The organism is Enterobacter sp. 198 (assembly GCF_009025585.1).
GTDB classification, from domain to species: domain Bacteria; phylum Pseudomonadota; class Gammaproteobacteria; order Enterobacterales; family Enterobacteriaceae; genus Enterobacter; species Enterobacter ludwigii.
Window position 1 is genome coordinate 184,347 of the sequence record NZ_WCIM01000011.1, and the last position, 25,870, is coordinate 210,216.

General features: G+C 55.8%; 24 protein-coding genes and 1 other annotated feature. Of the genes, 7 read left to right on the forward strand and 17 right to left on the reverse strand.

The window, feature by feature from the left end; all coding sequences use genetic code 11:
• Positions 1-71: 71 nt before the first annotated feature.
• Together F8561_RS05385 and F8561_RS05390 are read right to left on the reverse strand one after the other, a co-directional pair.
• Positions 72-1,394 (reverse strand): 6-phospho-alpha-glucosidase, encoded by a 1,323-nt coding sequence (locus tag F8561_RS05385; protein ID WP_014167975.1) that lies wholly within the window; start codon positions 1,392-1,394, stop codon positions 72-74.
• Positions 1,391-3,013, reverse strand: a complete 1,623-nt coding sequence (locus F8561_RS05390; RefSeq protein WP_020882743.1) for an alpha-glucoside-specific PTS transporter subunit IIBC — start codon at positions 3,011-3,013, stop codon at positions 1,391-1,393. Before F8561_RS05390 ends, F8561_RS05385 begins: the two co-directional genes overlap by 4 nt.
• Positions 3,014-3,236: 223 nt before the next feature.
• Here F8561_RS05390 and F8561_RS05395 point away from each other — a divergent pair, with 223 nt between their 5' ends.
• Positions 3,237-3,983: a GntR family transcriptional regulator gene (locus F8561_RS05395; RefSeq protein ID WP_014167973.1), complete on the forward strand. Its 747-nt coding sequence runs from the start codon at positions 3,237-3,239 to the stop codon at positions 3,981-3,983.
• On the opposite strand, the gene F8561_RS05400 is transcribed toward F8561_RS05395, so the two are convergent.
• From F8561_RS05400 to ibpA, 3 genes are all read right to left on the reverse strand, one after another.
• The gene (locus F8561_RS05400; protein ID WP_020882744.1) at positions 3,951-5,612 is read right to left on the reverse strand and encodes a putative transporter; all 1,662 of its coding nucleotides are present in this window, start codon (positions 5,610-5,612) and stop codon (positions 3,951-3,953) included. The genes F8561_RS05395 and F8561_RS05400 overlap by 33 nt on opposite strands.
• A 152-nt stretch (positions 5,613-5,764) precedes the next feature.
• The gene (gene ibpB, locus F8561_RS05405) at positions 5,765-6,193 is read right to left on the reverse strand and encodes a small heat shock chaperone IbpB (protein ID WP_025202652.1); all 429 of its coding nucleotides are present in this window, start codon (positions 6,191-6,193) and stop codon (positions 5,765-5,767) included.
• A gap of 136 nt (positions 6,194-6,329) precedes the next feature.
• On the reverse strand, positions 6,330-6,740 hold the full coding sequence (ibpA, locus tag F8561_RS05410) for a small heat shock chaperone IbpA (protein WP_008500162.1): 411 nt from the start codon (positions 6,738-6,740) through the stop codon (positions 6,330-6,332).
• Positions 6,734-6,806 (reverse strand) — a sequence feature (ROSE (Repression Of Heat Shock gene Expression) occurs in the 5'-region of heat shock genes and acts as an RNA thermometer to modulate expression.). It overlaps the preceding gene by 7 nt.
• 248 nt (positions 6,807-7,054) lie before the next feature.
• Here ibpA and F8561_RS05415 point away from each other — a divergent pair.
• Positions 7,055-7,372 carry a YceK/YidQ family lipoprotein gene (locus F8561_RS05415; protein WP_025202651.1) on the forward strand — a complete coding sequence of 106 codons (318 nt, stop codon included), beginning with the start codon at positions 7,055-7,057 and terminating at the stop codon, positions 7,370-7,372.
• A gap of 10 nt (positions 7,373-7,382) precedes the next feature.
• Here F8561_RS05415 and F8561_RS05420 read toward each other — a convergent pair whose 3' ends face one another.
• From F8561_RS05420 to F8561_RS05455, 8 genes are all read right to left on the reverse strand, one after another.
• Positions 7,383-8,612, reverse strand: a complete 1,230-nt coding sequence (locus F8561_RS05420) for a DUF3748 domain-containing protein (RefSeq protein WP_192938249.1) — start codon at positions 8,610-8,612, stop codon at positions 7,383-7,385.
• Positions 8,613-8,663: 51 nt separating this feature from the next.
• Entirely contained in the window at positions 8,664-10,001 is a 1,338-nt protein-coding gene (locus F8561_RS05425; RefSeq protein ID WP_078775102.1) for an MFS transporter, read from the reverse strand.
• A 72-nt stretch (positions 10,002-10,073) separates the two neighbouring features.
• Positions 10,074-11,222 (reverse strand): galactonate dehydratase, encoded by a 1,149-nt coding sequence (gene dgoD, locus F8561_RS05430; protein WP_014167964.1) that lies wholly within the window; start codon positions 11,220-11,222, stop codon positions 10,074-10,076.
• On the reverse strand, positions 11,219-11,836 hold the full coding sequence (locus tag F8561_RS05435; protein WP_014167963.1) for a 2-dehydro-3-deoxy-6-phosphogalactonate aldolase: 618 nt from the start codon (positions 11,834-11,836) through the stop codon (positions 11,219-11,221). The genes dgoD and F8561_RS05435 overlap by 4 nt, the downstream gene beginning before the upstream one ends.
• Complete coding sequence (locus F8561_RS05440; protein ID WP_151887225.1) at positions 11,820-12,698, reverse strand: 2-dehydro-3-deoxygalactonokinase; 879 nt, start codon at positions 12,696-12,698, stop codon at positions 11,820-11,822. The genes F8561_RS05435 and F8561_RS05440 overlap by 17 nt, the downstream gene beginning before the upstream one ends.
• Complete coding sequence (gene dgoR, locus F8561_RS05445) at positions 12,695-13,384, reverse strand: D-galactonate utilization transcriptional regulator DgoR (protein ID WP_006177594.1); 690 nt, start codon at positions 13,382-13,384, stop codon at positions 12,695-12,697. The genes F8561_RS05440 and dgoR overlap by 4 nt, the downstream gene beginning before the upstream one ends.
• Before the next feature lie 226 nt (positions 13,385-13,610).
• Complete coding sequence (gene yidA / locus F8561_RS05450) at positions 13,611-14,423, reverse strand: sugar-phosphatase (protein WP_151887226.1); 813 nt, start codon at positions 14,421-14,423, stop codon at positions 13,611-13,613.
• Positions 14,424-14,536: 113 nt separating this feature from the next.
• Entirely contained in the window at positions 14,537-15,562 is a 1,026-nt protein-coding gene (locus F8561_RS05455; protein WP_151887227.1) for a zinc-dependent alcohol dehydrogenase family protein, read from the reverse strand.
• Between the two features lie 109 nt (positions 15,563-15,671).
• On the opposite strand from F8561_RS05455, the gene F8561_RS05460 reads away from it, so the two are divergent.
• Positions 15,672-16,619, forward strand: a complete 948-nt coding sequence (locus tag F8561_RS05460; RefSeq protein WP_049021953.1) for a LysR family transcriptional regulator — start codon at positions 15,672-15,674, stop codon at positions 16,617-16,619.
• A 33-nt stretch (positions 16,620-16,652) separates the two neighbouring features.
• Here F8561_RS05460 and gyrB read toward each other — a convergent pair whose 3' ends face one another.
• From gyrB to dnaA, 4 genes are all read right to left on the reverse strand, one after another.
• Positions 16,653-19,064, reverse strand: coding sequence for a DNA topoisomerase (ATP-hydrolyzing) subunit B (gene gyrB, locus F8561_RS05465; RefSeq protein ID WP_020882753.1), 2,412 nt, complete (start codon positions 19,062-19,064; stop codon positions 16,653-16,655).
• Positions 19,065-19,092: 28 nt separating this feature from the next.
• Entirely contained in the window at positions 19,093-20,166 is a 1,074-nt protein-coding gene (recF, locus tag F8561_RS05470) for a DNA replication/repair protein RecF (protein WP_151887228.1), read from the reverse strand.
• A 147-nt stretch (positions 20,167-20,313) separates the two neighbouring features.
• A complete protein-coding gene (gene dnaN, locus F8561_RS05475; RefSeq protein ID WP_151887229.1) occupies positions 20,314-21,414 on the reverse strand; it encodes a DNA polymerase III subunit beta in 1,101 nt (366 codons plus the stop codon).
• Between the two features lie 4 nt (positions 21,415-21,418).
• On the reverse strand, positions 21,419-22,816 hold the full coding sequence (gene dnaA, locus F8561_RS05480; RefSeq protein ID WP_020882755.1) for a chromosomal replication initiator protein DnaA: 1,398 nt from the start codon (positions 22,814-22,816) through the stop codon (positions 21,419-21,421).
• A 600-nt stretch (positions 22,817-23,416) separates the two neighbouring features.
• On the opposite strand from dnaA, the gene rpmH reads away from it, so the two are divergent.
• The 4 genes from rpmH to yidC are packed head-to-tail and all read left to right on the forward strand — an operon-like array spanning position 23,417 to position 25,800.
• Positions 23,417-23,557, forward strand: coding sequence for a 50S ribosomal protein L34 (gene rpmH / locus F8561_RS05485; RefSeq protein ID WP_000831330.1), 141 nt, complete (start codon positions 23,417-23,419; stop codon positions 23,555-23,557).
• A gap of 16 nt (positions 23,558-23,573) precedes the next feature.
• A complete protein-coding gene (rnpA, locus tag F8561_RS05490; RefSeq protein WP_014172301.1) occupies positions 23,574-23,933 on the forward strand; it encodes a ribonuclease P protein component in 360 nt (119 codons plus the stop codon).
• On the forward strand, positions 23,897-24,154 hold the full coding sequence (gene yidD, locus F8561_RS05495; RefSeq protein ID WP_001307474.1) for a membrane protein insertion efficiency factor YidD: 258 nt from the start codon (positions 23,897-23,899) through the stop codon (positions 24,152-24,154). Before rnpA ends, yidD begins: the two co-directional genes overlap by 37 nt.
• 2 nt (positions 24,155-24,156) lie before the next feature.
• A complete protein-coding gene (gene yidC, locus F8561_RS05500; RefSeq protein ID WP_151887230.1) occupies positions 24,157-25,800 on the forward strand; it encodes a membrane protein insertase YidC in 1,644 nt (547 codons plus the stop codon).
• Positions 25,801-25,870: the final 70 nt, after the last annotated feature.

Here is a 25,870-nt window from a genome sequence, read left to right on the forward strand (position 1 = left end):
AGGCAGGTTCCAGCATAGCGTAAATCGACAAGGACAAGGAGACCGGCATCGGGCGATGCCGGTCAGGACGATTAATGCAGCGCTGGCCAGTACGCTTTGTTGGCCTCGATCAGGTCATCCAGAATCGCTTTCGCAACGGAGGCGCTCGGCACCGTTTTCGACAGCGTAATCGCCTGCCACAATTTCTGGTACGAGCGCTGCTCCCAGGCATCCACTACCAGTTTTTCCACCGCTACCTGTTGGCTCATCAACCCTTTCTGGAAGTGTGGAATATCGCCCACCGTTAACGGCTCCGGCCCGTTATGACCGACCAGGCACGGAATTTCTACCATCGCGTCGGCATCAAAGTTATGAATGGCACCGTTGTTGGGCACAATCAGCAGCATGCGCTCCTGAGTGTTGAAGGCAATCGCAGTCGCCAGATCGACGATGTACGACGCATGTTCGTCGATTTCCAGCTCTCCGGCGGACGATACACCGGCTTCGATAATCGCCCGGCAGGCGCTGAACACATGCTTCTCACGGTGATCCATCACCTCGTTAGCGCGCGTGCGTTCCGGATTGGAGTGCGCGACCACGTAGTCCGGGAACAGGTAATATTTCAGATAGGTGTTTGGCATGGTGTCCGGATCCAGCGCCTGCACATCTTTTGCCTTCGCGAACGTGTCGTTCCAGCTGGCTTCGGTATGGGCATTGTCAGAGGGTGGTACATAGCCGTTTTTCGCGACATATTCGCGCAGTTTCGGCATTAAATCATTGCCGTTTGCATCTTCAATGGATGTCCACCATCCGAAGTGGTTCAGCCCGTAGTAACGCACGCGCATCTCTTTACGGTCTTTAAGGCCGACTATCTGCGCCATACGCCCTTCAATGCCGATGGGCATATCGCAGATGTTGAGGATTTTGGCGTTGGGTCGCAGGCGACGGGTCGCTTCAGCCACGATGGCCGCCGGGTTGGAGTAGTTCAGCATCCACGCATTCGGGGAGTATTGCGTCATGTAATCGACCAGCTCCAGCACTCCGCCAATAGAGCGCATGCCGTAGGCGATCCCGCCGGGTCCGCAGGTCTCCTGACCCAGCACACCGTGACGCAGGGGGATTTTCTCGTCTTTTTCACGCATCGGGTATTTCCCCACGCGGATATGTGCCATCACAAAATCGACGTCGGTAAAGGCCGCTTCAGGATCGGTGGTGTAGCTAAACTCAATCTCCGGAGCCTGCTCTTTAAGGATGATCTTGCACGCCTCGGCGATGGTCTCCTGACGTGCGCCGTCGTTGTCATAGAATTTCAGCGCGCGCAGCGGAAAACGGTCGCGGTTGGCTAACAGCATCAGGACGATACCCGGCGTGAAGGTACTGCCGCCACCTGCAATGACAACTGAGAATTTTTTCATGATATAGCCTCTGTCAGGGTAGTTTGTTCGTTTGTTGAAGGGGTTTTCATCAGCGATTCAAGCTGGTCTCGCACCTGAGGGACGTGCAGTCCAACAATCACCTGAATGCCGTTGCCGCGTCGCACCACACCATGTGCGCCCAGGGCCTTAAAGACGTCGTCGCTTTGGGTTTGCGCCATGTCGACCAGCGCGATACGTAAGCGGGTGGCGCAGTTATTAATGCTTTCGATATTGGCCGCGCCGCCCAGCGCCTGCAGGAATCCGGCGGCTTGCCCAACCTGCTGGCTGGCGGCAGCCGGTGCGGTGGTTTGCCCGCGCGCCGCTTTATAATCCGCCTTGCTGTAAAGTTTGACTTCGCTCTCTTCACGGCCCGGGGTTTTAAGGTTCAGCCGTTCAATCAGCGTTTTGAAGACCACGAAATAGAGGCCGGTGAAGCAAAGACCGATACCCATCTGGGTGAATACCGTCGAGGCGTGGTTGTGGAACATGGGGATCCAGTTTTGCGGCAGAAACTGGTCCAGCAGTCCGCCGCCCATGTTGCCCACGACGCCGAAGATGTACATCACCGTCGCCATCGTGGCGGCCAGAACGGCGTGGACGGCAAACAGCAGCGGCGAAATGAACAGGAAGGTGAATTCCAGCGGCTCGGTAATGCCCACCAGCACGGCGGTCAGCGTGGCCGGGATCAGCAGGCCTGCCACTTTGACGCGGTTTTCCGGTGATGCGGTGTACCAGAGCGCCAGCGCAATCCCGACAGAGCCAAACACTTTGGCGTTGCCGTGAAGCGCAAAACCGCCTTCCGGGAACAGGGTTTTCAGCGGCAACGTGCTTTGGCTAAATTCCTGAAGATGCTGCGCCCAATAAACCTGGATGCCGCCCTCGACCGCTGCCGGGCCAAAGATAAACGGACCGTAGACAAAGTGGTGTAATCCGGTAGGGATCAGAATGCGTTCCAGGAAGGTATAAACCCACACCCCCAGCGCACCGGCAGAGCGTAAAAAGGCCTGCAGGGACTCAATGCCGAGCTGCACTTTCGGCCAGCCCATCAACGTCAGCCAGGCGCAGGGGATCATCACAAAGAAGGCGAGGATAACGACAAACGAGGTGCCCTGAAAAATCCCCAGGAAAACAGGCAGCTGCTTGTCGAAATAGCGGTTGTGGATGGCGGTGACAATCCCCGAAATCACAATCGCCCCAATGATGCTGGTATCGAGCGTTTTGATACCGGCAATCATGGCCAGTCCGCTGCCGGCAGTGGGCTCAGCGGCGAAGTCGACGCCAAAGAAATGACCCCATGTCATCCCCATCGCATTGATAAAGTAGTTCCAGGTCAGAAAACTGATCAGCACCGCCAGGCAGGCGCGGCCCTGCGCCTGCTTCGCCAGACCAATCGGTAAACCCACGGCAAAAATCAGCGGCATATTGCGAAACACCGCCCAGCCGCCCTCTTCAATGATGTGAACAATTTGCGCGAACAGATTATCGGGGGCGGTTAAGGCCTCGCCCACAAACAGCGGGTTGCGAAGCATGATGGCGATCCCGACCACGATCCCGGCAAAGGGAAATAACAACACCGGGGTAAACATGGCGCCGCCAAAACGTTGTATTTGACTGAGCATTTTTAAATCCTCACGTAACAACCTGTAGGGGGTAGAGGCCTTTATGATTTTTTGCTGGGCCTGAAGTGAGCATAAGAATTTACCCATGGGCGAACATGACGTGCCGCTGCGATTCGTGATCGCATTCATGGTTTTATTTTGACCAGTCAGGTCTACTTTTCGTTGTTAATATGGACATGTCAGGACGCAAGCCACGCGTTAATACGGGAAGAGAGGTCTACTGGTGATCTACAAATCTATCGCTGACAGGTTGCGGCTGCGGCTGAATTCGTCGGACTACAATATCGGGAGTCCGCTGCCGGGTGAGAAAGCGCTGGCGCAGGAGTTTGGCGTGGCGCGGATGACCATTCGGAAGGCGCTGGATCTGCTGGTGAACTGGGGGCTGGTTGAACGCCGACACGGTAGCGGGACATTCGTGGCGCGTAAAGATGTCCACCACGAAACCACCAATCTGACCGGGCTGGTGGAGGTGCTGCGCCAGCAGGGAAAAGAGGTGCAGAGCAAGGTGCTACAGTTCGAAGTGATGCCCGCTCCGCCCGCTATCGCCAGCCAGCTCCGCATTCAGGTGGATGAGCGTATCTACTTCTCGCGCCGGGTGCGTTATGTCGACGGAAAACCCCTGATGCTGGAGGACAGCTTTATGCCCGTGAAGCTGTTCCGCACGCTTTCACTGGCACATCTGGAAGGGTCGAAGTTTGATTACATCGAGAAGGAGTGCGGAATAACCATCAGCGGCAACTATGAGAGCCTGACGCCGGTGCTGGCAGATAAACAGCTCGCCGGTTACCTGAACCTGCCGGAACAGACGCCGCTGCTGCGGATAACGTCTCTCTCCTACAGCGACAGCGGCGAATTTCTCAATTATTCCGTGATGTTCCGTAATACCCGTGATTACCAGGTGGACTACCATCTGCGGCGCATCCACCCGGACGATCTGCTAACTCATCCCCCAGAACAGCACCGCCAGTAGCTGCGGGGTAATAATACGCAGGAACATCACCAGCGGGTAGACCGTGGCGTATGACAGCGCCGCCGCGCCGCTGGTGGCGTGCAGGTTGTTGGCAAAGGCCAGTGCGGGTGGGTCAGTCATTGATCCGGCGAGCATGCCGCAGAGCGTCAGATAGTTCATTTTGGCGAACATCCGCGCCAGGATCCCCATCGTCAGGAGCGGAATCGCCGTGATAAATATCCCGTAGCCGACCCAGCTCATACCCTCGCCCTTCACCAGGGTATCGATAAAATCGCCCCCGGATTTCAGGCCGACCACCGCCAGAAACAGCACAATCCCCAGCTCGCGCAGCGCCAGGTTGGCGCTCGGCGGCATAAACCAGTAGAGCTTACCGATACAGCCGATACGCCCGAGGATCAGTGCCATAATCAGCGGTCCACCCGCCAGGCCCAGCTTGAGCGCAACCGGAAAACCCGGGACATACAGCGGAATGGAGCCAAGCAGCACCCCCAGCCCGATACCGATAAAGACCGGCAACATCTGCACCTGCTGCAGTTTTTGCTGGGCGTTACCCACCATGTCCGCTACCGCATCAATGGATGACGGGCGCCCAACCAGGTTCAGGATATCGCCGAACTGCAGGCTGGCTTCCGGGCTGGCGACCAGTTCCACCCCAGCACGGTTAAGACGGGAGATCACGACGTCATAGCGCTCTTTAACCTGCAAATCACGTATTTTCTTGCCAAGCACGTGCTCGTTGGTCACCACGACACGTTCTACACGCATATCGGTGCCGCGCGTGGAAAGCGAGGTCTCCACCTCCTGACCAATCACCAGCCGCGCGTTGTTTAAATCCCCGGGCTGTCCGACCAGGTGCAGCAGGTCACCCTGCTGAATAATGGTCCCGGGCGCGGGTACCATCAGCATATCGTCACGTTTAAGGCGCGAGCAGATAATATTGGCGCTGTTCAGGATCGGCACATCCTGAATCGCCATATTGTTGAGGTTGGGGTTATCGACGCGAATGTTGATGGTTTTGATCGGCATATGGCCGTTGGTGAGCGTAGTTTCGTGGTCTTTTGCCTCGTTTTCGACGTTAATGCGAAAGAGTACCCGCACCAGCCACATGGAGAGCAGAATGCCGCAAATCCCAAACGGATAGGCCATGGCGTAGCTCATCCCCATCTGGTCGACAATACCGGGAGAGATGCCAAGGTCGCGCAAAATTTGCTGCCCTGCACCCAGTGCAGGCGTATTGGTGACCGCCCCGGAGAAAATACCCAGCACCACCGGCAGCGGAATATCGAAGAGCTTATGCAGAATGGCGGTGACCAGCCCTCCCATCACCACAATGCCGAAGGCAAACAGGTTCAGCCGTAATCCGGAGACCCGAAGGGAAGCGAAAAAGCCAGGCCCCACCTGAATACCGATGGTGTAGACGAAGAGGATCAGACCGAATTCCTGGATGAAATGGAGCATTTCGGCGCTGAGCACCAGCCCAAGCTGGTCGGCAAAATGGCCAACAAAAATCCCGCCGAACAGCACCCCGCCTATCCCAAATCCGACGCCGCGGATTTTAACATTGCCAATCCACAGACCCACCACTGCGACCAGGGCCAACACGCTAACGGTTAACGCGATATCACTCATGATCCACTTCCTGTGCATAACCTTAGTTATGCTACGGATTCTCTCAGAGCCGCACGCGGTTGTATGGGCGATGGCGCACAAAAAAGCCCTGCCGGGGCAGGGCGTTATCTTTTCATCCTCTCCCTGTGGGAGAGGCAACAACCCGCAGAGGGTTAACTGTTCAGCGCAGGACGCTCGCTAATGGCGATACGCTGCGGTGCAATGGCTTCCGGCACGTTGCGGGTCAGGTCGATATGCAGCAGCCCGTTGGTAAATGTCGCGCCGGACACTTCCATATGGTCAGCCAGAGTAAAGCTCAGGCTAAACGGCTGATTAACCAGGCCCTGGTGCAGCCATTTGGTCTCGGTTTCTTGTTTTTCCGGCGTACCTTTCACGGTCAGGCGCGTGCCTTCGAGCTGAATATCCAGATCGTCCTGGCGGAACCCGGCCAGCGCAAGGGTGATGCGATAGTGGTTGTCATCGCTTTTTTCGATGTTGTACGGCGGAAACGTCTGTTGCTCGGTGGTGCTTTGCAGGGCATTAGCCAGTTTGTCAAAACCAATCCACTGACGCAGCAGGGGGGATAAATCGTAGTTACGCATACTAAATCTCCTTCTGAGAAGCGAGTTCGGCACAGTTTATTTTTGTGCGCAGTTGTTCCTGCAAATCCTCATGGATTCACATATGCTCCCATTACGGCAAGCAATTCTGGGTGGGCCGCTCGCGCGACCCGCATAATCAGTTGATCTCGATACGGCGCGGTTTTTTCTCTTCCGGAATCACCCGTTCCAGTTCGATAAACAGCAGGCCGTTGACCAGGTTCGCGCCTTTCACGTGAATGTTCTCGGCTAACTGGAACTTGCGTTCAAAGTTGCGCTCGGCGATACCCTGATAAAGGTAGGTGCGTTCTTTCTGCTCAGCCGTATGTGAACCTTTCACCACCAGCAGGTTGTCCTGCGCGGTGATCTCCAGTTCGTTCTCTGCAAAACCGGCGACGGCAATGGCGATGCGGTAGTGGTTTTCATCCACCAGTTCAACATTGTATGGAGGGTAGCCGTTGCTCTGGCTTTGGTTATTTTCTAAATGGTTAAACAGGCGGTCAAAACCAATTGCAGAACGGTATAGCGGGGAAAGATCGAAGTTACGCATAAATAAAAGCTCCTGAAATCAGCGAGAAATTGTAGCCTTCCACCATGGACAGGCCAGTGTGCCCCTGAACACCCCGCAGGCGTGTTCGTTATCGGGTTACATTCTTAAAATGGGTCTGGAACCGGTCTTTTCAAGCGCAGCGGGGGCACTTTTTTTTGCACTTTCGTGCATCTCGCTTAGACTGGGACAACAGCACAAAGGGTTAAATTGCGATGGCTGCCACAGTGCGGGGTTATCGGGCTATCCATTTTGAACGAGGCTCGCTATAACCCTGAGTTGCAGGTTTATGCAGTGCCATTAACGATGACTGAGTGATGATGAAAAATGTTCTGATAAAGCTGACGACGTTCAGCGGGGTTGTTTTACTTTGCGGGTGTTCGAGCGTGATGTCTCACACCGGCGGTAAAGAAGGAACATATCCGGGGACGCGTGCCAGCGCTGAGATGATCTCCGATGACGATACCAACTGGGGCACAAAATCCCTGGTCATCCTGGATATGCCGTTTACGGCTGTGGCCGATACGCTTTTGCTGCCGTGGGATATGTTCCGTAAGGACAGCTCCGTGCGCTCGCGGGTAGAGAAAAGCGAGCAACAAAATCTGGCCACCAATTCCGTCATTCCACCCGCTTAACGCCAACGCGTTAACGCTGCCCGGTTTCCGTTAGCCAAAGCTGACGGAAACCTTCTGTCTCTTCCATCCATGCAATAAAACGCCCGTCCGGGGAAAACACGACCGCATCACCAGACGGTGGATTGCCGTGATCGGACGTCAAAAACGTCACCTCTCCGGTTTGCGCATCACAGCAGGCAATCCGCTCTTCCAGCACAAATCCAAGACGGTGACCGGCAGGGTGCCAGGTAAATGCCGACTGAATATCACTTTCGTTATGCGTCAACTGGCGTGGTTCGCCGCCTTCAGGGGCGATAAGCCACAGCTGCACAATGCCCTTATCATCACGCATCAGAAATGCAATCTGCGTCCCCTGCGGGTTACAGCGCACCCAGTGACGCGGCACGTTTACCAGCCCCGGGAATGCCCGCTGGTGGGTAAAGGTCAGCCGGCGCTGCATGACACCCGCCGGGGGCGCAGGCAGCGTCTCAGGAGTTCCCTGCAGCGGCGCATCGCCCGCGCGTTTCCATCCCTGCTCGTCGTTGGGCAGATCCACAATAAACAGTTCTGGCACTTTCTCGCCTGTCGCAGACACGGTATCGCCGATAAACGCCAGCCTGTCATTGCCCACCCAACCCTCTTCATAGGCTCGGTTGATCTCATCGCTGCCGGGCTGAGGCGCGGGCGTCGTGCGGCTCACCAGCACGCTCCAGAAGGTGCCGGAATATTCACGTGGATGCGTCCCTTGCGGCGTCACCGGGCCAAAAGGCGCTGCGACGCCGACGTTGCGTAAATCGAGCTTCGGGTCACGCTCATGCAATACATGGTCGTTGTAGGTAAAGCTCACGAACTGTCCGTCAGGGCTAAAAACGTGCACGTGGCTGCCGCCACGCAGCGCGCCTGCGGTATAAGGCGGCGTGATATCCATGGCATCCAGGTTACTCACCTGACCGTTGTGTACAACCACGCCCTGACGATGATGAAAATCGTAGTGCCAGTCTGCATCCGGGTTTTCCGGGCCGTGGAGAAAGACATATTTGTCCTGCTGCGGATGAATGGTCACCACGCCAACATGCGCACCGTGACTGGCGAGATAGATCACCTCGACGTCACCCGTAATAACATTGACCCGCTCAATGGTTTCACCGGTGAACGATGCGCCGGACGGACGCACATCGTAGGCCAGCCACTGGCTGTCCGGCGTCCAGGTATTGATATTGGTAAGCTGGTGATGACGGGAGGCGAAGGTGATTTGTTTCATGGCGTTACCCTGATGCGCAGTTATCGCATCAGGGTAAAACATTGCGGGGAATTAGCCTACACGTTTGACGTCACCTACCAGCAGGATATAGGAGAGCGCACCGAGCAAGGCCACTGCGGAGATATAGATCAGTGCCGGGCCAAAGCCATAGTCCTGAGCCAGATAACCGATGACCAGCGGAACCGTGATCCCCCCCAGGCCGCCGACAAAGTTGAACACGCCACCGGTCAGACCAATCAGGCGCATCGGGGCCAGCGAGGAGACCAGCGACCAGGTGATGGAGGCAAAACCGTTCCCGAAGAACGCAATCGCCATCAGCGTCATAATCCAGACCGGATCGTTGGTGTAGTTTGCACCCATGATGCAGGTGGAGATCAGCAGCCCGCAGATAATAGGCGTTTTACGCGCGACACCCAGCGAGAACCCTTTTTTCACCAGCCTGTCCGCCAGCCAGCCGGAAAGCAGAACACCAAAGAAGGCCGCCAGGAACGGTACGGTGGTCATAAAGCCCGCCTTCAGCGCGGTGATGCCTTTTTCCTGGGTCAGATAGTTCGGGAACCAGGTCAGGAAGAACCACAGCGTGGAGGTCACCGCGAACTGCCCCAGATAAACCCCCACCAGCTTGCGGTGGAAAACCAGCTTCCAGTCGGCTTTGGTCAGCGGCTGACGCGCCTCTTTTTTCACCGGCGCATCGCCATCCACCAGACCGCCACCGTCGCGGATATAGTCCAGTTCAGCGTTGCTGATACTTTTGGTGAGACGCGGCGGTTGATAGACCTTGAACCAGATCAACGACCAGATAATGCCGATCCCTCCGGTCACAATAAAGACCCAGTGCCAGCTCAGCAGTTCCTGGATCCAGATCAGCAGCGGCGTCAGGAACGCCAGGCCGACAAACTGCCCGGAGGTGTAGAACCCAACGGCCGAGGCGCGTTCATGCTCCGGGAACCAGCTGGTCACCATGCGGTTATTGGTCGGAAACGCCGGGGCTTCGAAAATCCCGGTGATCGCACGCAGGCCAATCAGCGACATCAGCCCGGTGGCAAAGCCCTGGAACAGGGTCGCCACCGACCAGCCGAAGATGGCAATGAAATAGGTCAGGCGCGAGCCGACGCGGTCAAGGAACCAGCCGCCGGGGATCTGGCACAGCGTATACAGCCAGGCAAACGCCGAAAAGACGTAGCCCATTTCCGCTTTGCTGATCCCAAACTCCTCCTGAATATGGGCTGAAGCCACGGCAAGGTTGGCGCGGTCAACGTAACAGATGACCACAGTAATAAAAATCATGACCAGCGTCAGGTAGCGCCGACGCCCGGTTTTTGCAGCAGTAACGGGAATATCCATCGCAATCTGTCTCCAGATTTTGGGCATAGCGAAGCCGCTCACCATGCCCTGTAATTTACAGAGGGTGTGTTTGTTATTGTTGAAATTACTTTTTAGTGGCGATGTGCTAAGGCTGAATTACCACTCAGCGACAGAGCCATCTTCATGACGCCATAACGGGTTGCGCCAGTCCGGCGCGTTTTTACTCAGCTCAATGACTTTGGCTTCGTCGATATCCACGCCAAGGCCCGGCTTCGTTAACGGTTTAAAGAAACCGCCTTCCATGCTGAAATCATCTTTGTTTTTCACAAAGTCGAGCAGTTCCGCGCCCTTGTTATAGTGAATGCCCATGCTCTGTTCCTGGAACACCGCGTTGCGCGAGACAAAGTCGACGTGCAGACAGGCTGCCAGTGCGATCGGCCCCAGCGGACAATGCGGTGCCAGCGCCACGTCGTAGGCTTCCGCCATCCCGGCGATTTTGTAGCATTCCGTGATGCCGCCGGCATGCGACAGATCCGGCTGCAATATCGCCAGGCCGCCAGCTTCCAGCACGCGTTTGAACTCGAAGCGCGAGAACATGCGCTCACCGGCGGCAATCGGGATATGCGTCTGTGCGGCCAGTTTCGGGTAGTACTCCGCCTGCTCGGCTAACACCGGCTCTTCGATAAACAGCGGACGGTACGGCTCCAGCTCTTTAATCAGCACTTTGGCCATCGGCGCGCTGACGCGACCGTGGAAGTCCAGGCCAAACTCAATCTCGTTGCCGAACGCTTCACGGATCTGCGCCACAGTATTTACCGCGCGGTCTACCGCCCGTGCGTTGTCGATGACGCCCATCTCTTCGCAGCCGTTCAGTTTAAAGGTGTCAAAACCAATATTGCGCAACTGCCTGATACCGTCGATCACTTCCGCGGGACGGTCGCCGCCCACCCAGCTGTAGGCTTTGATTTTGTCGCGCACCAGGCCGCCCATCAGTTGCCAGACCGGCGCATTCAGCACTTTGCCTTTGATGTCCCATAACGCCTGATCGATACCGGCGATGGCGCTCATCAGAACCGGTCCGCCCCGGTAGAAACCCGCGCGGTACATCACCTGCCACAGGTCGTTGATGCGGGCAGGATCTTGTCCTGTCAGGTACTCGCCCAGCTCATGCACCGCCGCTTCCACGGTACGCGCACGCCCTTCAATGACCGGTTCGCCCCAGCCGACCACGCCTTCATCGGTTTCGATTTTCAGGAACAGCCAACGCGGCGGTAAACGGTACGTGGTGAGTTTGGTTATTTTCATTTCACTGCCTCTCGATACGCTTTCACAAATGCGGCCGCCTGCTGTGCGGTACGTTCGACGGATTGCCCGGCGCGATAGAGATCGCTGCCCAGACCCGCCCCGACACAACCTGCGTTGATCCACTGCGCCAGGTTTTCTGGCGTCACGCCCCCCACCGCAAAGACCGGTACGCTGGCGGGCAATACCGCTTTCAGCGCGCTGATATAGGCCGGACCAAAAGCCGATGACGGGAAAATTTTGAGCGACTGCGCGCCCGCATCGAGAGCCGCGAACGCTTCTGTTGCCGTTGCGCATCCCGGGCAGACGGTCATGCCGTAGCCCACTGCGCGACGGATCACCTCAGGGTGAATATTCGGCGTCACAATCAGCCTGCAGCCCATCTGCGCAAGCTGGTCCACCTGCTCCGGTTGCAGAACGGTGCCAGCGCCAATCAGCGCCTTATCACCAAACGCGTCCACAACCGCCGGGATGCTCTTTTCCCACTCAGGGGAATTAAGCGGTATTTCCACGGCGTCAAAACCGGCGTCGATCGCCGCACCTACGTGCGCTAATACCTCGTCGGGCGTGACGCCGCGCAGGATAGCGATGAGGGGAAGATTAGTTTGCCACTGCATGAGCGATGCTCCTTATTCCTGCCTGAAATGCCGTGTCGCCTTCTACCGCTGCTACGTCCCGCCCGATGGCATTGAACGCCTGGCGGTAGCGAGAGGTCAGCGATGAACCCGCGACGAGGGTGATGGCCTGTTGCCCGGCGAACTGCTCGCTCAGGCTGGCGACTTCCGCGCCAATCAACAGGCCCGATAAAAATTCGCTGACCTGCGTACGGGGAAGCGTGCCCAGTACATGCGAAGCGCGAACTTCAAAAAGTTGCGGCAAAACGGCAGGGCTGGCGATACCCCGCTCCAGCCCGGCGGCAAAGGCCTCGGGCGAAGCGTCCTGCTCCGGCAACCCCGCGCCCACCAGCGAGTGCGTCAGCAGCAAGTGGTGCAGCTCACCGGTCATCACGGTGCGAAAATCGTGGATGTGCTCAGCGTCGGCCTGCACCCATTTACAGTGCGTGCCGGGCATGACGTAGACAGAAGAAGGAGAGAGCGTGCGCGCGCCAAGGAGCTGGGTCTCTTCGCCGCGCATCACATTGTGGTTATCGTTCCGGGAAACGCACAATCCTGGAATAATCCAGATATTGTCACCAACGGACGTTAACTGCTCGCCAATGGCAGCGAACGCGGCAGGTACGGGCAGATAAGGCGCGACCTTCCAGCCCACGTTACTGCCCACCATGCCCGCCATGACCACCGGCGTGGCGCCCTCGCGCCAGTTGTGTGTCACCTCTGCTAACACCGCCTCGGGGGATTTACCGTTCAGGCGCGTCACGCCTGCTTCTGATTGCCTGCTTTCCAGGCACTGCTCGCCCTGATACAGCCAGGCGCGCAGATTGGTCGATCCCCAGTCAATAGCGATGTAGCGAGATGTCATGTGATTTCCTTCAACCTTCGTGTCGAGCTGGCGATCATCGTGAGTGCCGCCTGCTCTGCCGCATCGCCGTCCTGATGCCGGATTGCATCGAACAGCGCTTTATGTTCCTGGAGCGTTTTTGGCATGTTGGCCTCATCGCCCATCCAGGTTCGTTCAAATACCGCGCGCTGTAGCGAGCTGATGGCAACGCTAAGCTGCTGTAATACCGGGTTATGGACCGACTGCAGCACCGCTTCGTGATAGCGGATGTCCGCTTCGTTGAACGCATCCCGGTTCTGGTTATTGGCAATCATGTCGTTCAGGGCGGACTCAATCTGAGCCAGGTCTCCTGACGTTGCACGTTCCGCAGCCCAACGGGCGATGGCCGGCTCTACCAGGTTTCGTACCTCACTCATCGCGCCAATCAGCCTTGGATCGTAGTCGTTTTCCAGCACCCACTGCAGGACATCGGTGTCGAGGTAGTTCCACTGATTACGCGGGGCGACAAAGGCGCCGCGGTAGCGTTTCATTTCAATCAGCCGCTTTGCCATGAGCGAGCGAAACACTTCCCGAATGATGTTGCGCGAGGTTTCAAACTCCTCACACAGCTCTGCCTCAGCAGGCAGCGGTGAACCGGGAACGTACTTTCCACCCACGATCTGGGTGCCCAGCGTGATGACGATGCGATCGGTTTTATTGAGAGTCATGGAGAGTCCTTATGCTCTGTATGTTCAGGACTACTTTACCTCGACCGCTGAATTTCGCCTCACTTTTGCAGTACAAACGTGACGCCTTTCGTCATTACCGTGGCTGTAATGTAGTACAATCAATTAATGTTGTACTACAATCAAGATCACAAAAAGAACAATTTGATAAATTCAGCGCAAAAAAAAGCCCCGGTTGATAACCGAGGCTGATGAGCGTGAAACGCTGTTACTGCAGAACAAATTTCTCGATCGCGTAGGCAACGCCGTCTTCGAGGTTAGATTTGGTCACGAAATTGGCCACGTCTTTCACCGACGGGATCGCATTGTCCATTGCCACACCCATGCCCGCATATTCAATCATCGCAATGTCGTTTTCCTGATCGCCCAGCGCCATGATCTCGTCCGGTTTGATGCCCAGCGTATCTGCCAGCGATTTCACACCGGTGCCTTTATTGACGCGTTTATCCAGGATTTCGAGGAAGTACGGCGCACTTTTCAGCACGGTGTATTTCTCTTTTACCTCAGCCGGAATGCGCGCTATCGCTTTATCCAGGATGTCAGGCTCATCAATCATCATCACTTTCAGGAACTGGGTGCTCGGATCCATTTTCTCAGCTTCGCAGAACACCAGTGGGATCGTCGCGACATAGGATTCATGTACGGTGTAATAGCTGATATCACGGTTAGCGGTATAGAGCGTATTGCGATCGAGCGCGTGGAAATGGGAACCGACCTCGCGGGACAGTTTTTCCAGGAATAGGTAATCGTCATAGTTCAGCGCGGTTTGCGCCACCGTGCTGCCATCCACCGCCTTCTGTACCAGCGCACCGTTATAGGTAATGCAGTAATCGCCCGGCTGATTCATGTGCAGCTCTTTCAGGTAGCTGTGCACGCCCGCATACGGACGACCGGTGGTCAGTACCACATTCACGCCTTTTGCGCGCGCAGCGGCAATCGCGTTTTTAACGGCTGGAGAAATAGTGTGGTCTGGCAGCAACAGCGTGCCGTCCATGTCGATAGCAATAAGTTTGATAGCCATAGGGTCCCCGGGATAAATGAGTGCTGCCTCATGCTAACGCGATTAAGCCCACAAAAATAGAGCTACATTGCGCAACAAAAGCCCCCTTTTACGCCTGTCCCGGGGATAACGGCTTACTCGCTGGTGAGGACTATTTTGCCAAAAGCACCGCGGTCGAGGTGTACAAGCGCCTCTTCAAGCTGGTTAAAACGGTAGCGGTGTTCAATCACCGGTTTCAGCCCCGTGACATCGACCGCGCGGACAAAGTCTTCCAGCGCACGGCGGTGCCCGACACCAATCCCCTGAATCACCGGTGATTTCAGCAAGAGTTCGCTGGCAGGCAGCGAGATTTCACTCCCGGCCAACACGCCAATGACGGATATGCGCCCGTGAACGGCAACGGCCCGCAGGGAATGTCTCAGGTTCTCCCCGCCAACGGTTTCAATAATATGGTCGATACCGCGATCCTGCGTCAGCGCGTAAATCTCGTCAGCCCAGTTCCCTTTAAGCCGGTTGATGCCCCGATCGGCACCGAGCGTTTTAGCCAGCGCCAGTTTTTCATCACTGCCCGACGTCACAAAAACTTCTGCACCGTGTGCTTTGGCGATTTGCAACGCGAAGATTGCGACACCGCCTGTGCCTTGCACCAGCACCGACTGTCCGGCACGTAACTGTCCGCGCTCCACCAGCGCAAACCATGCGGTAAGCCCCGCGCAGGGTAAGGTGCTGGCCTCTGCGTCATCCAGCGTTTCCGGGGCGGCCACCAGCCAGTTTTCACGCATGATCACGTATTCAGACAGCATCCCCTGAAAGTAACCGCCCAGCGTCTGGTAGGGCAAATTGCGGGCGTCGCCTTTCGGTTTACCGTCTACCCACTCCGGAGAGAAGGTGGAGATGACGCGAGCACCGGGTTTAAAGCGGGTAACGCCTTCACCCGTACTGTCCACCACGCCTGCCATGTCAGATGCCGGAGTAAACGGGAAGGTGAGCGCGATCGGCATGTTGCCTTCGATGACCATTTTATCGCGATAGTTGAGCGCAACAGCGTTTACCCGCACGCGCACTTCACCCGGGCCCGGCTGGGGTACTGGCGCCTGAGTGAGTCTGAGGTTTTCACACCCAAGGGCGTCCATTGACCAGCGTTGCATCATCTCTGTCATCTTTTTCTCCTGTTATCAAATGCACTTCAGTACTGACAGTCTAACGTTGACTCACGGTCGCCAGTGGCGATACCTTTTCCCACTATTGATTCCTGAATAACGACAATCCATGACCGATACGCTGAAGGATATTCCCGTTTTTGTCGCCGCCGTAGAGGCAGGCAGTTTTGCTCAGGCCGCGGTGCGTTTGCATTTGTCGCGCTCGGCGGTAGGGAAAAGCATTGCTCGCCTTGAAGCGCGGCTGGGAGTACGCCTGTTTCAGCGTACAACGCGTAGCCAAAGCCTGACCGATAACGGTGCCCTTTTTTATGAACGCTGCCTGCGAGCACTCCAGGAAATCCGTGGCGCGGAGTCGCTGCTGGAAACAGGGAAACATCAGGTGAGTGGCCGTCTGCGTGTTGCCATGCCGGTGCTGTTTGGTCGCCAGTGCATCGCCCCGCTGCTGATAGCCTTGACGCAGGAGCATCCTGCCCTTGAGCTGGAAATGTCATTCAGCGATCGCGTAGTGGATATCGTCGAGGAAGGGTTTGATATGGCGGTGCGAAACGGCGCACTGCCGGACAGCACCATGCTGGTCGCCAGACGCCTGGGGGAACACCGAATGGTGCTGTGCGCCGCGCCGGAATACCTGAGAAATAACGGCCAGCCTGAAACCGTTGCCGATTTACGCCAGCATAAGGCCATTAACTACCTGCGTGCCGGCAGGGTGTTACCGTGGGAACTGGCGGACCACGAAGGAATATCGCACACCCTAATTCCCCGCTCATCCCTCAATATGGACGATCTGCAGGCTATCTGCGACGCAGCGCTGGCCGGGCATGGTATTGCATGGTTACCCTGCTGGATGGTGCGCAAAGAGCTGCAGAATGGAAGGCTCATCCCACTCTTAAAACAGGCGCCGGATGTGCGTTTCGACGTTCACGCGGTCTGGCAGCAGACGCCGCATCTGCCCCTGCGAGTCAGGATTGCGGTCGACATGCTGGTCAGCCGGTTACCGTCAGTCCTGTCACTGGAACTGGATGCTGATAATTCTGCGCCCACAAAAAAGCCGCGCTAAATGCGCGGCCTCTGACTTGCGGTATAACCACCCTTAGATATCGATATTCGCCGCTTTCAGGGCGTTCTCTTCGATAAAGGCACGACGTGGTTCAACCGCATCGCCCATCAGGGTTGTAAACAGCTGATCGGCTGCAATCGCGTCTTTAACGGTCACGCGCAGCATACGACGGCTTTCCGGATCCATGGTGGTTTCCCACAGCTGATCCGGGTTCATTTCACCCAGACCTTTATAACGCTGAATAGACAGACCACGACGGGACTCTTTCACCAGCCATTCCAGCGCCTGCTCGAAGCTTGCTACCGGCTGACGACGTTCACCACGTTCGATAAACGCATCATCTTCAATAAGACCACGGAGCTTCTCACCCAGCGTACAGATACGGCGATATTCCGGACCGGTCACAAACTCGTGCTCCAGGGGGTAATCGGTATCAACGCCGTGAGTACGCACGCGCACAATCGGTTCGAACTGCTGCTGAGCGTTCTGCTGGACATCAAACTTCCACTGGCTGCCGTGCTGCTCTTTCTCGTTCAGCTCGGTTACCAGGGTGTTCACCCAGCGGGTAACAACCTGTTCATCGCTCAGATCGGCTTCCGTCAGGGTTGGCTGATAAATCAGCGCCTTCAGCAGCGATTTAGGATAACGACGCTCCATACGACCAATCATTTTCTGTGCCGCGTTAAACTCGGACACCAGACGCTCCAGCGGCTCACCGGCCAGTGCAGGGGCGTGAGAGTTCGCATGCAGGGTCGCACCATCAAGCGCGATCGCGATTTGGTACTGATCCATCGCTTCGTCGTCTTTGATGTACTGTTCCTGTTTGCCTTTCTTCACTTTGTACAGCGGTGGCTGTGCAATGTAGACGTGGCCACGTTCAACAATTTCTGGCATCTGACGATAGAAGAAGGTCAACAGCAGCGTACGGATGTGCGAGCCGTCGACGTCCGCATCGGTCATGATGATGATGCTGTGGTAGCGCAGTTTGTCCGGGTTGTACTCGTCACGGCCGATGCCGCAACCGAGCGCGGTGATCAGCGTTGCCACTTCCTGAGAAGAGAGCATCTTGTCGAAACGGGCCTTCTCTACGTTGAGGATTTTACCCTTCAGCGGCAGGATAGCCTGATTCTTACGGTTACGGCCCTGCTTCGCAGATCCGCCCGCGGAGTCCCCTTCCACAAGGTACAGTTCAGACAGCGCCGGATCGCGTTCCTGGCAGTCAGCCAGTTTGCCTGGCAGGCCAGCTAAATCCAGCGCGCCTTTACGACGGGTCATTTCACGGGCTTTACGCGCCGCTTCACGGGCACGTGCCGCATCGATAATTTTGCCAACCACGATTTTCGCGTCTGACGGGTTTTCCAGCAGGTATTCGCTCAGCAGTTCGTTCATCTGCTGTTCAACCGCCGATTTCACCTCAGAAGAGACCAGCTTGTCTTTAGTCTGAGAGGAGAACTTCGGATCCGGTACCTTCACGGAGACAACCGCAATCAGGCCTTCACGGGCATCATCACCGGTGGCGCTGACTTTCGCTTTTTTGCTGTAGCCTTCTTTGTCCATGTAGGCATTCAGGGTACGGGTCATCGCCGCACGGAAGCCCGCAAGGTGAGTACCGCCGTCACGCTGTGGAATGTTGTTGGTGAAGCAGTAGATGTTTTCCTGGAAACCGTCGTTCCACTGCAGCGCCACTTCCACGCCAATACCGTCTTTTTCGGTAGAGAAGTAGAAGATATTCGGGTGAATAGGCGTTTTGTTCTTGTTCAGATACTCAACGAACGCCCGGATACCGCCTTCGTAGTGGAAGTGGTCTTCTCTGTTGTCGCGTTTGTCACGCAGACGAATCGAGACGCCGGAGTTCAGGAACGACAGTTCACGCAGGCGTTTCGCCAGAATCTCATATTCGAACTCGGTAACGTTGGTGAACGTTTCAAGGCTCGGCCAGAAACGCACCATGGTACCGGTTTTGTCGGTGTCACCCGTAACAGCCAGCGGTGCCTGCGGCACGCCATGCGTATACAGCTGACGGTGAATTTTGCCTTCGCGCTGGATAACCAGCTCCAGTTTCTGCGACAGGGCGTTAACCACGGACACACCTACACCGTGCAGACCGCCGGAAACTTTATAGGAGTTATCATCGAACTTACCGCCTGCGTGCAGAACGGTCATGATAACTTCCGCAGCCGATACGCCCTCTTCCGGGTGAATACCGGTTGGGATGCCACGACCGTCATCGGTGACGGAGACGGAGTTGTCCGCATGGATCGTGACCACGATGTCTTTACAGTGACCCGCGAGCGCTTCGTCGATAGCGTTATCTACCACCTCGAATACCATGTGGTGCAGACCGGTGCCGTCATCCGTGTCGCCGATATACATACCCGGGCGCTTACGCACCGCATCCAGCCCTTTCAGGACTTTGATACTGGAGGAGTCATAAGAATTCGACATCAACGTTTCTCGCTCATTTCAACTTGGGTTAATCCGTTATTTTACCCTTTTCCACGGTAAACATCTTCGAATTTTCGTCCGACATGTCTATAACGTGTTCAGCGCTAATCGCACTGACGAAAACCTGTGACTGCGTGGCTTTTAAGCGGCTGGCAAGCAGCCCGCGCCGCGCGTCGTCAAGTTCCGAGGCAAAATCATCTATCAGGTACAGGCAGCGTCGCCCGCTCTCGCGGGTCAAAAACTCTCCCTGCGCCAGGCGCAGCGCGCACATCAAAAGCTTGAGCTGCCCACGCGACAGCGTGTCTTCCACCGGCGCACCGTCGGCACGAATGCGGAAATCCGCCTTGTGCGGGCCATGTGCGGTGTAGGTCAGCATGCGGTCGCGCTCGAAATTTCTCTCTAACACTTCGGCATAATCTGTCTCTTTCTCCCAGCCGCGCTGGAAGGAGAAGGTGAGAGAGAATTCAGGTAAAAACTGTTTGCAGGTGTCGGCCATATCGTCGGCGATACCCGCGCTGTATTCGGCACGCCAGTAGCTGATTTGTTCCGCAAGGGGAATTAATTCCTTGTCCCACGGGCGCAGCTGGGCGTAGCGTGTCACCTGGCGCAGTGCAGCGTTACGCTGCTTAAGCAGGCGCTTCAGGTTGCTCCAGGCGTTAAAGAAACCGGCTTCGTTGTGAAAGCATCCCCAGTCAAGGAAGGCTCTTCTGTATTTGGGGCCGCCATTGAGTAAAGTAAACCCCTCCGGCGTAATCAGCTGCATCGGCATCAGCAGCGCGAGCTCAGCCACTTTGTGGCCGTCAGTACCGTCGATACGAACCTTGCTGTCGCCCTGCTTGTCTTTGGTCAGACCGATGGCCGTTTCACGCTCCTCGCCCTGCAAACGCCCGTGCAGAACAAAGGCTTCCTGTTCGTGGCGAATGACGCGGCCAATTTGCAGACTGCGAAACGCCCGGCCATGGCCGAGCGTGTAGATGGCCTCAAGCACGCTGGTTTTGCCGCTGCCGTTCGCGCCAACCAGGAAATTAAAGCCAGGGGATAAAGCGAGATCCGCGTTTTCGATATTGCGGAAATCTTTAATTAAAAGGCGCGTCAGTGACATATCTGGATTTCTTCGGGCCAGGGCGTAATCGGCTCAGCCCGTTTCAACGCGGACTGCACGCAGACCCTGGTGCGTACACGAAGTACGATACAGGGGCGAGCACAGCCCGGGTTGAAAAAGGCAAGAAAGATAGCCCGATAGCGTTCACTACAGCCTCATCGGCATGACAACATAAGCCGCACTTTGGCTGGCCGCATCTTCAATCTGTACACTCGAAACGGAGTCGGTCAGCAGAATGCGAACGTTCTCGCATTTAAGCGCGTTCAACACATCCAGCACATAGCTGACGTTAAAGCCGATTTCCATCTCAGTCCCGGCATAGGTGACGTCCAGAATCTCTTCTGCCTCTTCCTGCTCCGGGTTGTTGGCGGTGATTTTGATCTGATTTTCGCTCACATACAGACGCACCCCGCGGAATTTCTCGTTAGAGAGAATCGCGGCGCGGGCAAAGGCCTGCTTGAGGCTGTCGCAACCGGCTTCCAGCGTTTTGTCCGGGTTCTTCGGCAATACGCGGCGATAATCCGGGAAACGACCGTCAACCAGCTTCGATGTGAAGACAAAATCACCCACGTGAGCACGGATGTTATTGCTGCCGATCTGCACGCGCAGTGGCGTATCACCACCGTCGAGCATACGCATCAGCTCAATCACCCCTTTACGCGGTACGATCACCGAATGGTTTGGCAGCGAGTCGCCAATGGGCATGGAACAGACTGCCAGTCGGTGACCGTCGGTAGCCACGGTACGCAGCTCTTCACCTTCGGTTTCGAACAGCATGCCGTTTAAGTAGTAACGAACGTCCTGATGCGCCATTGAGAACTGCGTGGCTTCAATCAGACGCTTCATCGTTGCCTGCGGCAGGGTGAATTCAACTTCACTCTGCCAGTCGTCCAGGTTCGGGAAGTCCGCGGCAGGCAGCGTGGAGAGCGAGAAACGGCTACGGCCAGAGCGCACCAGCATACGGTCGCCTTCCAGCTGCACGGCAATTTCAGCGCCTTCCGGCAGCCCGCGGCAGATATCAAAGAATTTACGTGCCGGAACAGTGGTCGCGCCCGCTTCATGCGGCTGAGACAGCGTAACGCGCGCGATCATTTCCATTTCCAGATCTGTGCCGGTCAGCGACAGCGTACCGTTCGCGACCTGAAGCAGCAGGTTTCCGAGAATTGGCAGCGTTGGGCGGCCACCTAATGGGCCACTCACCTGTTGCAGCGGTTTTAATAAATGTTCACGTTCAACGGTAAATTTCATAGCGTCACGATGATAATGTTCTGATTAAATTGGAAAAATCTTCTTTTATGTCGTGGCTTTCTTCGCGTAACTGCTCAATCTTACGACAAGCGTGCAGCACGGTCGTATGGTCACGGCCACCAAACGCATCGCCGATCTCCGGCAGACTGTGGTTGGTTAACTCCTTTGCCAGCGCCATCGCCATCTGACGCGGACGCGCCACCGAGCGGGAACGACGTTTAGACAGCAAATCTGCCACTTTGATTTTGTAGTACTCGGCCACCGTCTTTTGAATATTGTCGATAGTGACCAATTTTTCCTGCAATGCCAGCAAATCGCGCAGCGCTTCACGCACAAAATCGATGGTGATCGCACGGCCGGTGAAGTTGGCATTGGCAATCACGCGGTTCAGTGCCCCTTCAAGCTCACGGACGTTGGAGCGCAGACGCTTGGCAATAAAGAACGCCACTTCACCCGGCAGGCGAATGTCGTTTTCATCGGCTTTCTTCATCAGGATCGCGACGCGGGTTTCCAGTTCCGGTGGCTCGATCGCCACGGTCAGGCCCCAGCCAAAACGGGATTTCAGACGATCTTCAACGCCGTTGATCTCTTTTGGATAACGATCCGACGTCAAAATGATCTGCTGATTACCTTCCAGCAGCGCATTAAAGGTGTGGAAAAACTCTTCCTGGGATCGTTCTTTGTTGGCAAAGAACTGGATGTCATCGATAAGCAGTGCGTCAACAGAACGGTAGTAGCGTTTAAACTCTTCGATCGCATTGTTTTGCAGGGCTTTTACCATGTCCTGAACGAAGCGCTCGGAGTGCATATACACCACTTTCGCATTTGGCTTACGCGCCATAATGCCGTTGCCTACCGCATGCAGAAGGTGCGTTTTACCCAAACCCGTGCCGCCATAAAGGAACAGCGGGTTGTAAGCACCACCGGGGTTATCTGCAACCTGGCGTGCCGCCGCGCGCGCCAGCTGGTTCGATTTACCTTCAACGAAGTTATCGAACGTGTGTTTAACATTGACGTTAGAACGGTAGGTTTGCTCTGCCGGAGCAGGCACGTTGTCCCAGCCCGAGCGGGTCGCCGGAAGGGCGCGAGGTGCCGGAGCGGGGGCTGCCTGAGCAGGTATTGCCACATTTACCGTTTCACGCACGGTCTGCGTGACCGGTTTTGTTCCCACTTCAAAGCGTAGCTGTGGCGCATCGGATCCGCAGAAATCATTCAGCAGTCCATTGATGTTATTAAGGTATTTATCCCTTACCCAATCGAGCACAAAACGGTTTGGCGCATACAAAGCCAGCGTGTTATCGCTCAGTTCCGCCTGCAAGGGGCGGATCCACATACTGAATTCTGTGGCTGGTAACTCATCCTGCAATCGGGCAAGACACTGCTGCCAAAGCGAAAGTGACACGGCGGACTCCACTCGAACAATAAAAGAAAACTATTGAATATTCATGATTGTTGGCGCACATCGACATGACCCTGTGCAAAAGGGTGATGTGCGAACCGCTATCTGCGGTTATACCCGGCCAGGATCGCTGGATCCCGATCGGGACCGCGGATCATAGCCTAAACTGAGCCAGAGATCTTCTGTTTCTCACAGATTCTTCCCGATTTATCCACAGGAAGATCGGAAACCGGGTAAGTGTAAACGATCCTGGGGCGAGTACCCTACGATTTAGCCCGCATATTGGAAAAATTAATGAGCACAGACAATTTCTTGCTTAAATGATCTAACGAAGATCCGGGACGATCCTTGCGCTTTGTTTGGGAGGCCGTATAATCCTCGACCCGGCGCGTGGTGCTCATCTTCCTGCGTCGTCCGTTGCTCATTTTCCACGCGAAAACGTGCGGAAATACGCGGGAAATAAGGAAAGAGAATTGACTCCGGAGTGTACAATTATTACAATCCGGCCTCTTTAATCACCCACGCTGAGGCGTTAGTCGTTCGAAACTCGTTCGGGTATACGCAAAAGTCAGTGAATTTATTCAAGTTTAGGTAGAAATCGCCATGAAACGCACTTTTCAACCGTCTGTACTGAAGCGCAACCGTTCTCACGGCTTCCGTGCTCGTATGGCTACTAAAAATGGTCGTCAGGTTCTGGCACGTCGTCGTGCTAAAGGCCGCGCTCGTCTGACCGTTTCCAAGTAATAAAGCTAACCCCTGAGTGGTTAAGCTAGCATTTCCCAGGGAGTTACGTTTGTTAACTCCCACTCATTTCACTTTCGTCTTCCAGCAGCCACAACGGGCTGGCACGCCGCAAATCACCATCCTCGGCCGCCTGAATTCGCTGGGGCATCCCCGCATCGGTCTTACTGTCGCCAAGAAAAACGTTAAGCGTGCGCATGAACGCAATCGGATTAAACGTCTGACGCGTGAAAGCTTCCGTTTACGTCAGCACGAACTGCCTTCAATGGATTTCGTGGTGGTGGCTAAAAAAGGGGTTGCCGACCTCGATAACCGTGCTCTCTCGGAAGCGTTGGAAAAATTATGGCGCCGCCATTGTCGCCTGGCTCGCGGGTCCTGATAGCCCTCATTCGGGTCTATCAACGCCTGATTAGTCCGCTACTCGGGCCGCACTGCCGTTTCACGCCAACATGCTCAAGCTACGGAATTGAGGCATTGCGCAGGTTTGGAGTGATAAAAGGCAGTTGGTTGACGGTGAAACGCGTATTAAAATGCCACCCTTTACACCCAGGTGGAGACGATCCCGTCCCGCCAGGACCCTTTGATACCAGAGAACACTAACGATGGATTCGCAACGCAATCTTCTTATCATCGCTTTGTTGTTCGTGTCTTTCATGATCTGGCAGGCATGGGAGCAGGATAAAAATCCTCAACCCCAGCAGCAGACCACGCAGACTACGACCACCGCAGCGGGTAGCGCCGCCGACCAGGGCGTACCGGCCAGTGGCCAGGGGAAACAGATTACGGTTAAGACCGATGTGCTTGAGCTGACTATCAACACCCGTGGTGGTGATGTTGAGCAGGCGCTGCTGTTGACCTACCCAAAAGAGCTGAAGTCTAACGAACCGTTCCAGTTACTGGAAACCACGCCTGAGTTTATCTACCAGGCTCAGAGCGGCCTGACCGGTCGTGATGGCCCGGATAACCCGGCTAACGGTGCGCGTCCACTGTACAACGTCGAGAAAGAGACCTTCGTGCTGGCTGATGGTCAGAACGAAATCGCTATCCCGATGACCTACACCGACGCCGCGGGCAACACCTTCACCAAAACCTTCACCCTGAAACGCGGTGAATATGCGGTGAACGTGGGCTACAGCGTTCAGAACACCGGTGCTAAACCGCTGGAACTGTCGACCTTTGGTCAGCTGAAGCAGTCCATCAATCTGCCGTCTCACCGTGACACCGGAAGCAGCAACTTTGCGCTGCATACCTTCCGTGGCGCGGCGTACTCCACGCCTGATGCGAAGTACGAGAAATACAAATTCGACACCATTGCCGATAACGAAAACCTGAACGTCAGCGCTAAAGGCGGTTGGGTGGCAATGCTGCAGCAGTATTTCGCCACTGCGTGGGTGCCAACGAACGACGGTACTAACAACTTCTATACCGCGAACCTGGGTAACGGTCTTGCAGCCATTGGCTACAAATCTCAGCCGGTTCTGGTACAGCCGGGTCAAACCGGTAAGATGGCAAGCACCCTGTGGGTCGGTCCGGAAATCCAGGACAAAATGGCTGCCGTTGCGCCGCACCTGGATCTGACCGTGGACTACGGCTGGTTGTGGTTCATCTCTCAGCCGCTGTTTAAGCTGCTGAAGTTCATCCACAGCTTCCTGGGTAACTGGGGCTTCTCCATCATCGTTATCACCTTCATCGTACGTGGCATCATGTACCCGCTGACTAAAGCGCAGTACACCTCCATGGCGAAGATGCGTATGCTGCAGCCGAAGATTCAGGCAATGCGTGAGCGTCTGGGCGATGACAAACAGCGTCAGAGCCAGGAGATGATGGCCCTGTATAAAGCAGAGAAAGTGAACCCACTGGGTGGTTGCTTCCCGCTGCTGATTCAGATGCCAATCTTCCTTGCACTGTACTACATGCTGATGGGTTCCGTTGAGCTGCGCCACGCGCCGTTCGCCCTGTGGATCCATGACCTGTCTGCACAGGACCCGTACTACATCCTGCCGATCCTGATGGGCGTAACGATGTTCTTCATCCAGAAGATGTCGCCGACCACCGTGACCGACCCGATGCAGCAGAAGATCATGACCTTTATGCCGGTCATCTTCACCGTGTTCTTCCTGTGGTTCCCGTCAGGTCTGGTGCTGTACTATATCGTCAGCAACCTGGTGACCATTATCCAGCAGCAGCTGATTTACCGTGGTCTGGAAAAACGTGGCCTGCATAGCCGCGAAAAGAAAAAGTCCTGATTCGGTAAGTTAACGCTAAAATAAGGGCGGTCGATTGACCGCCTTTTTTATTTGTATTGAACGAGACCAA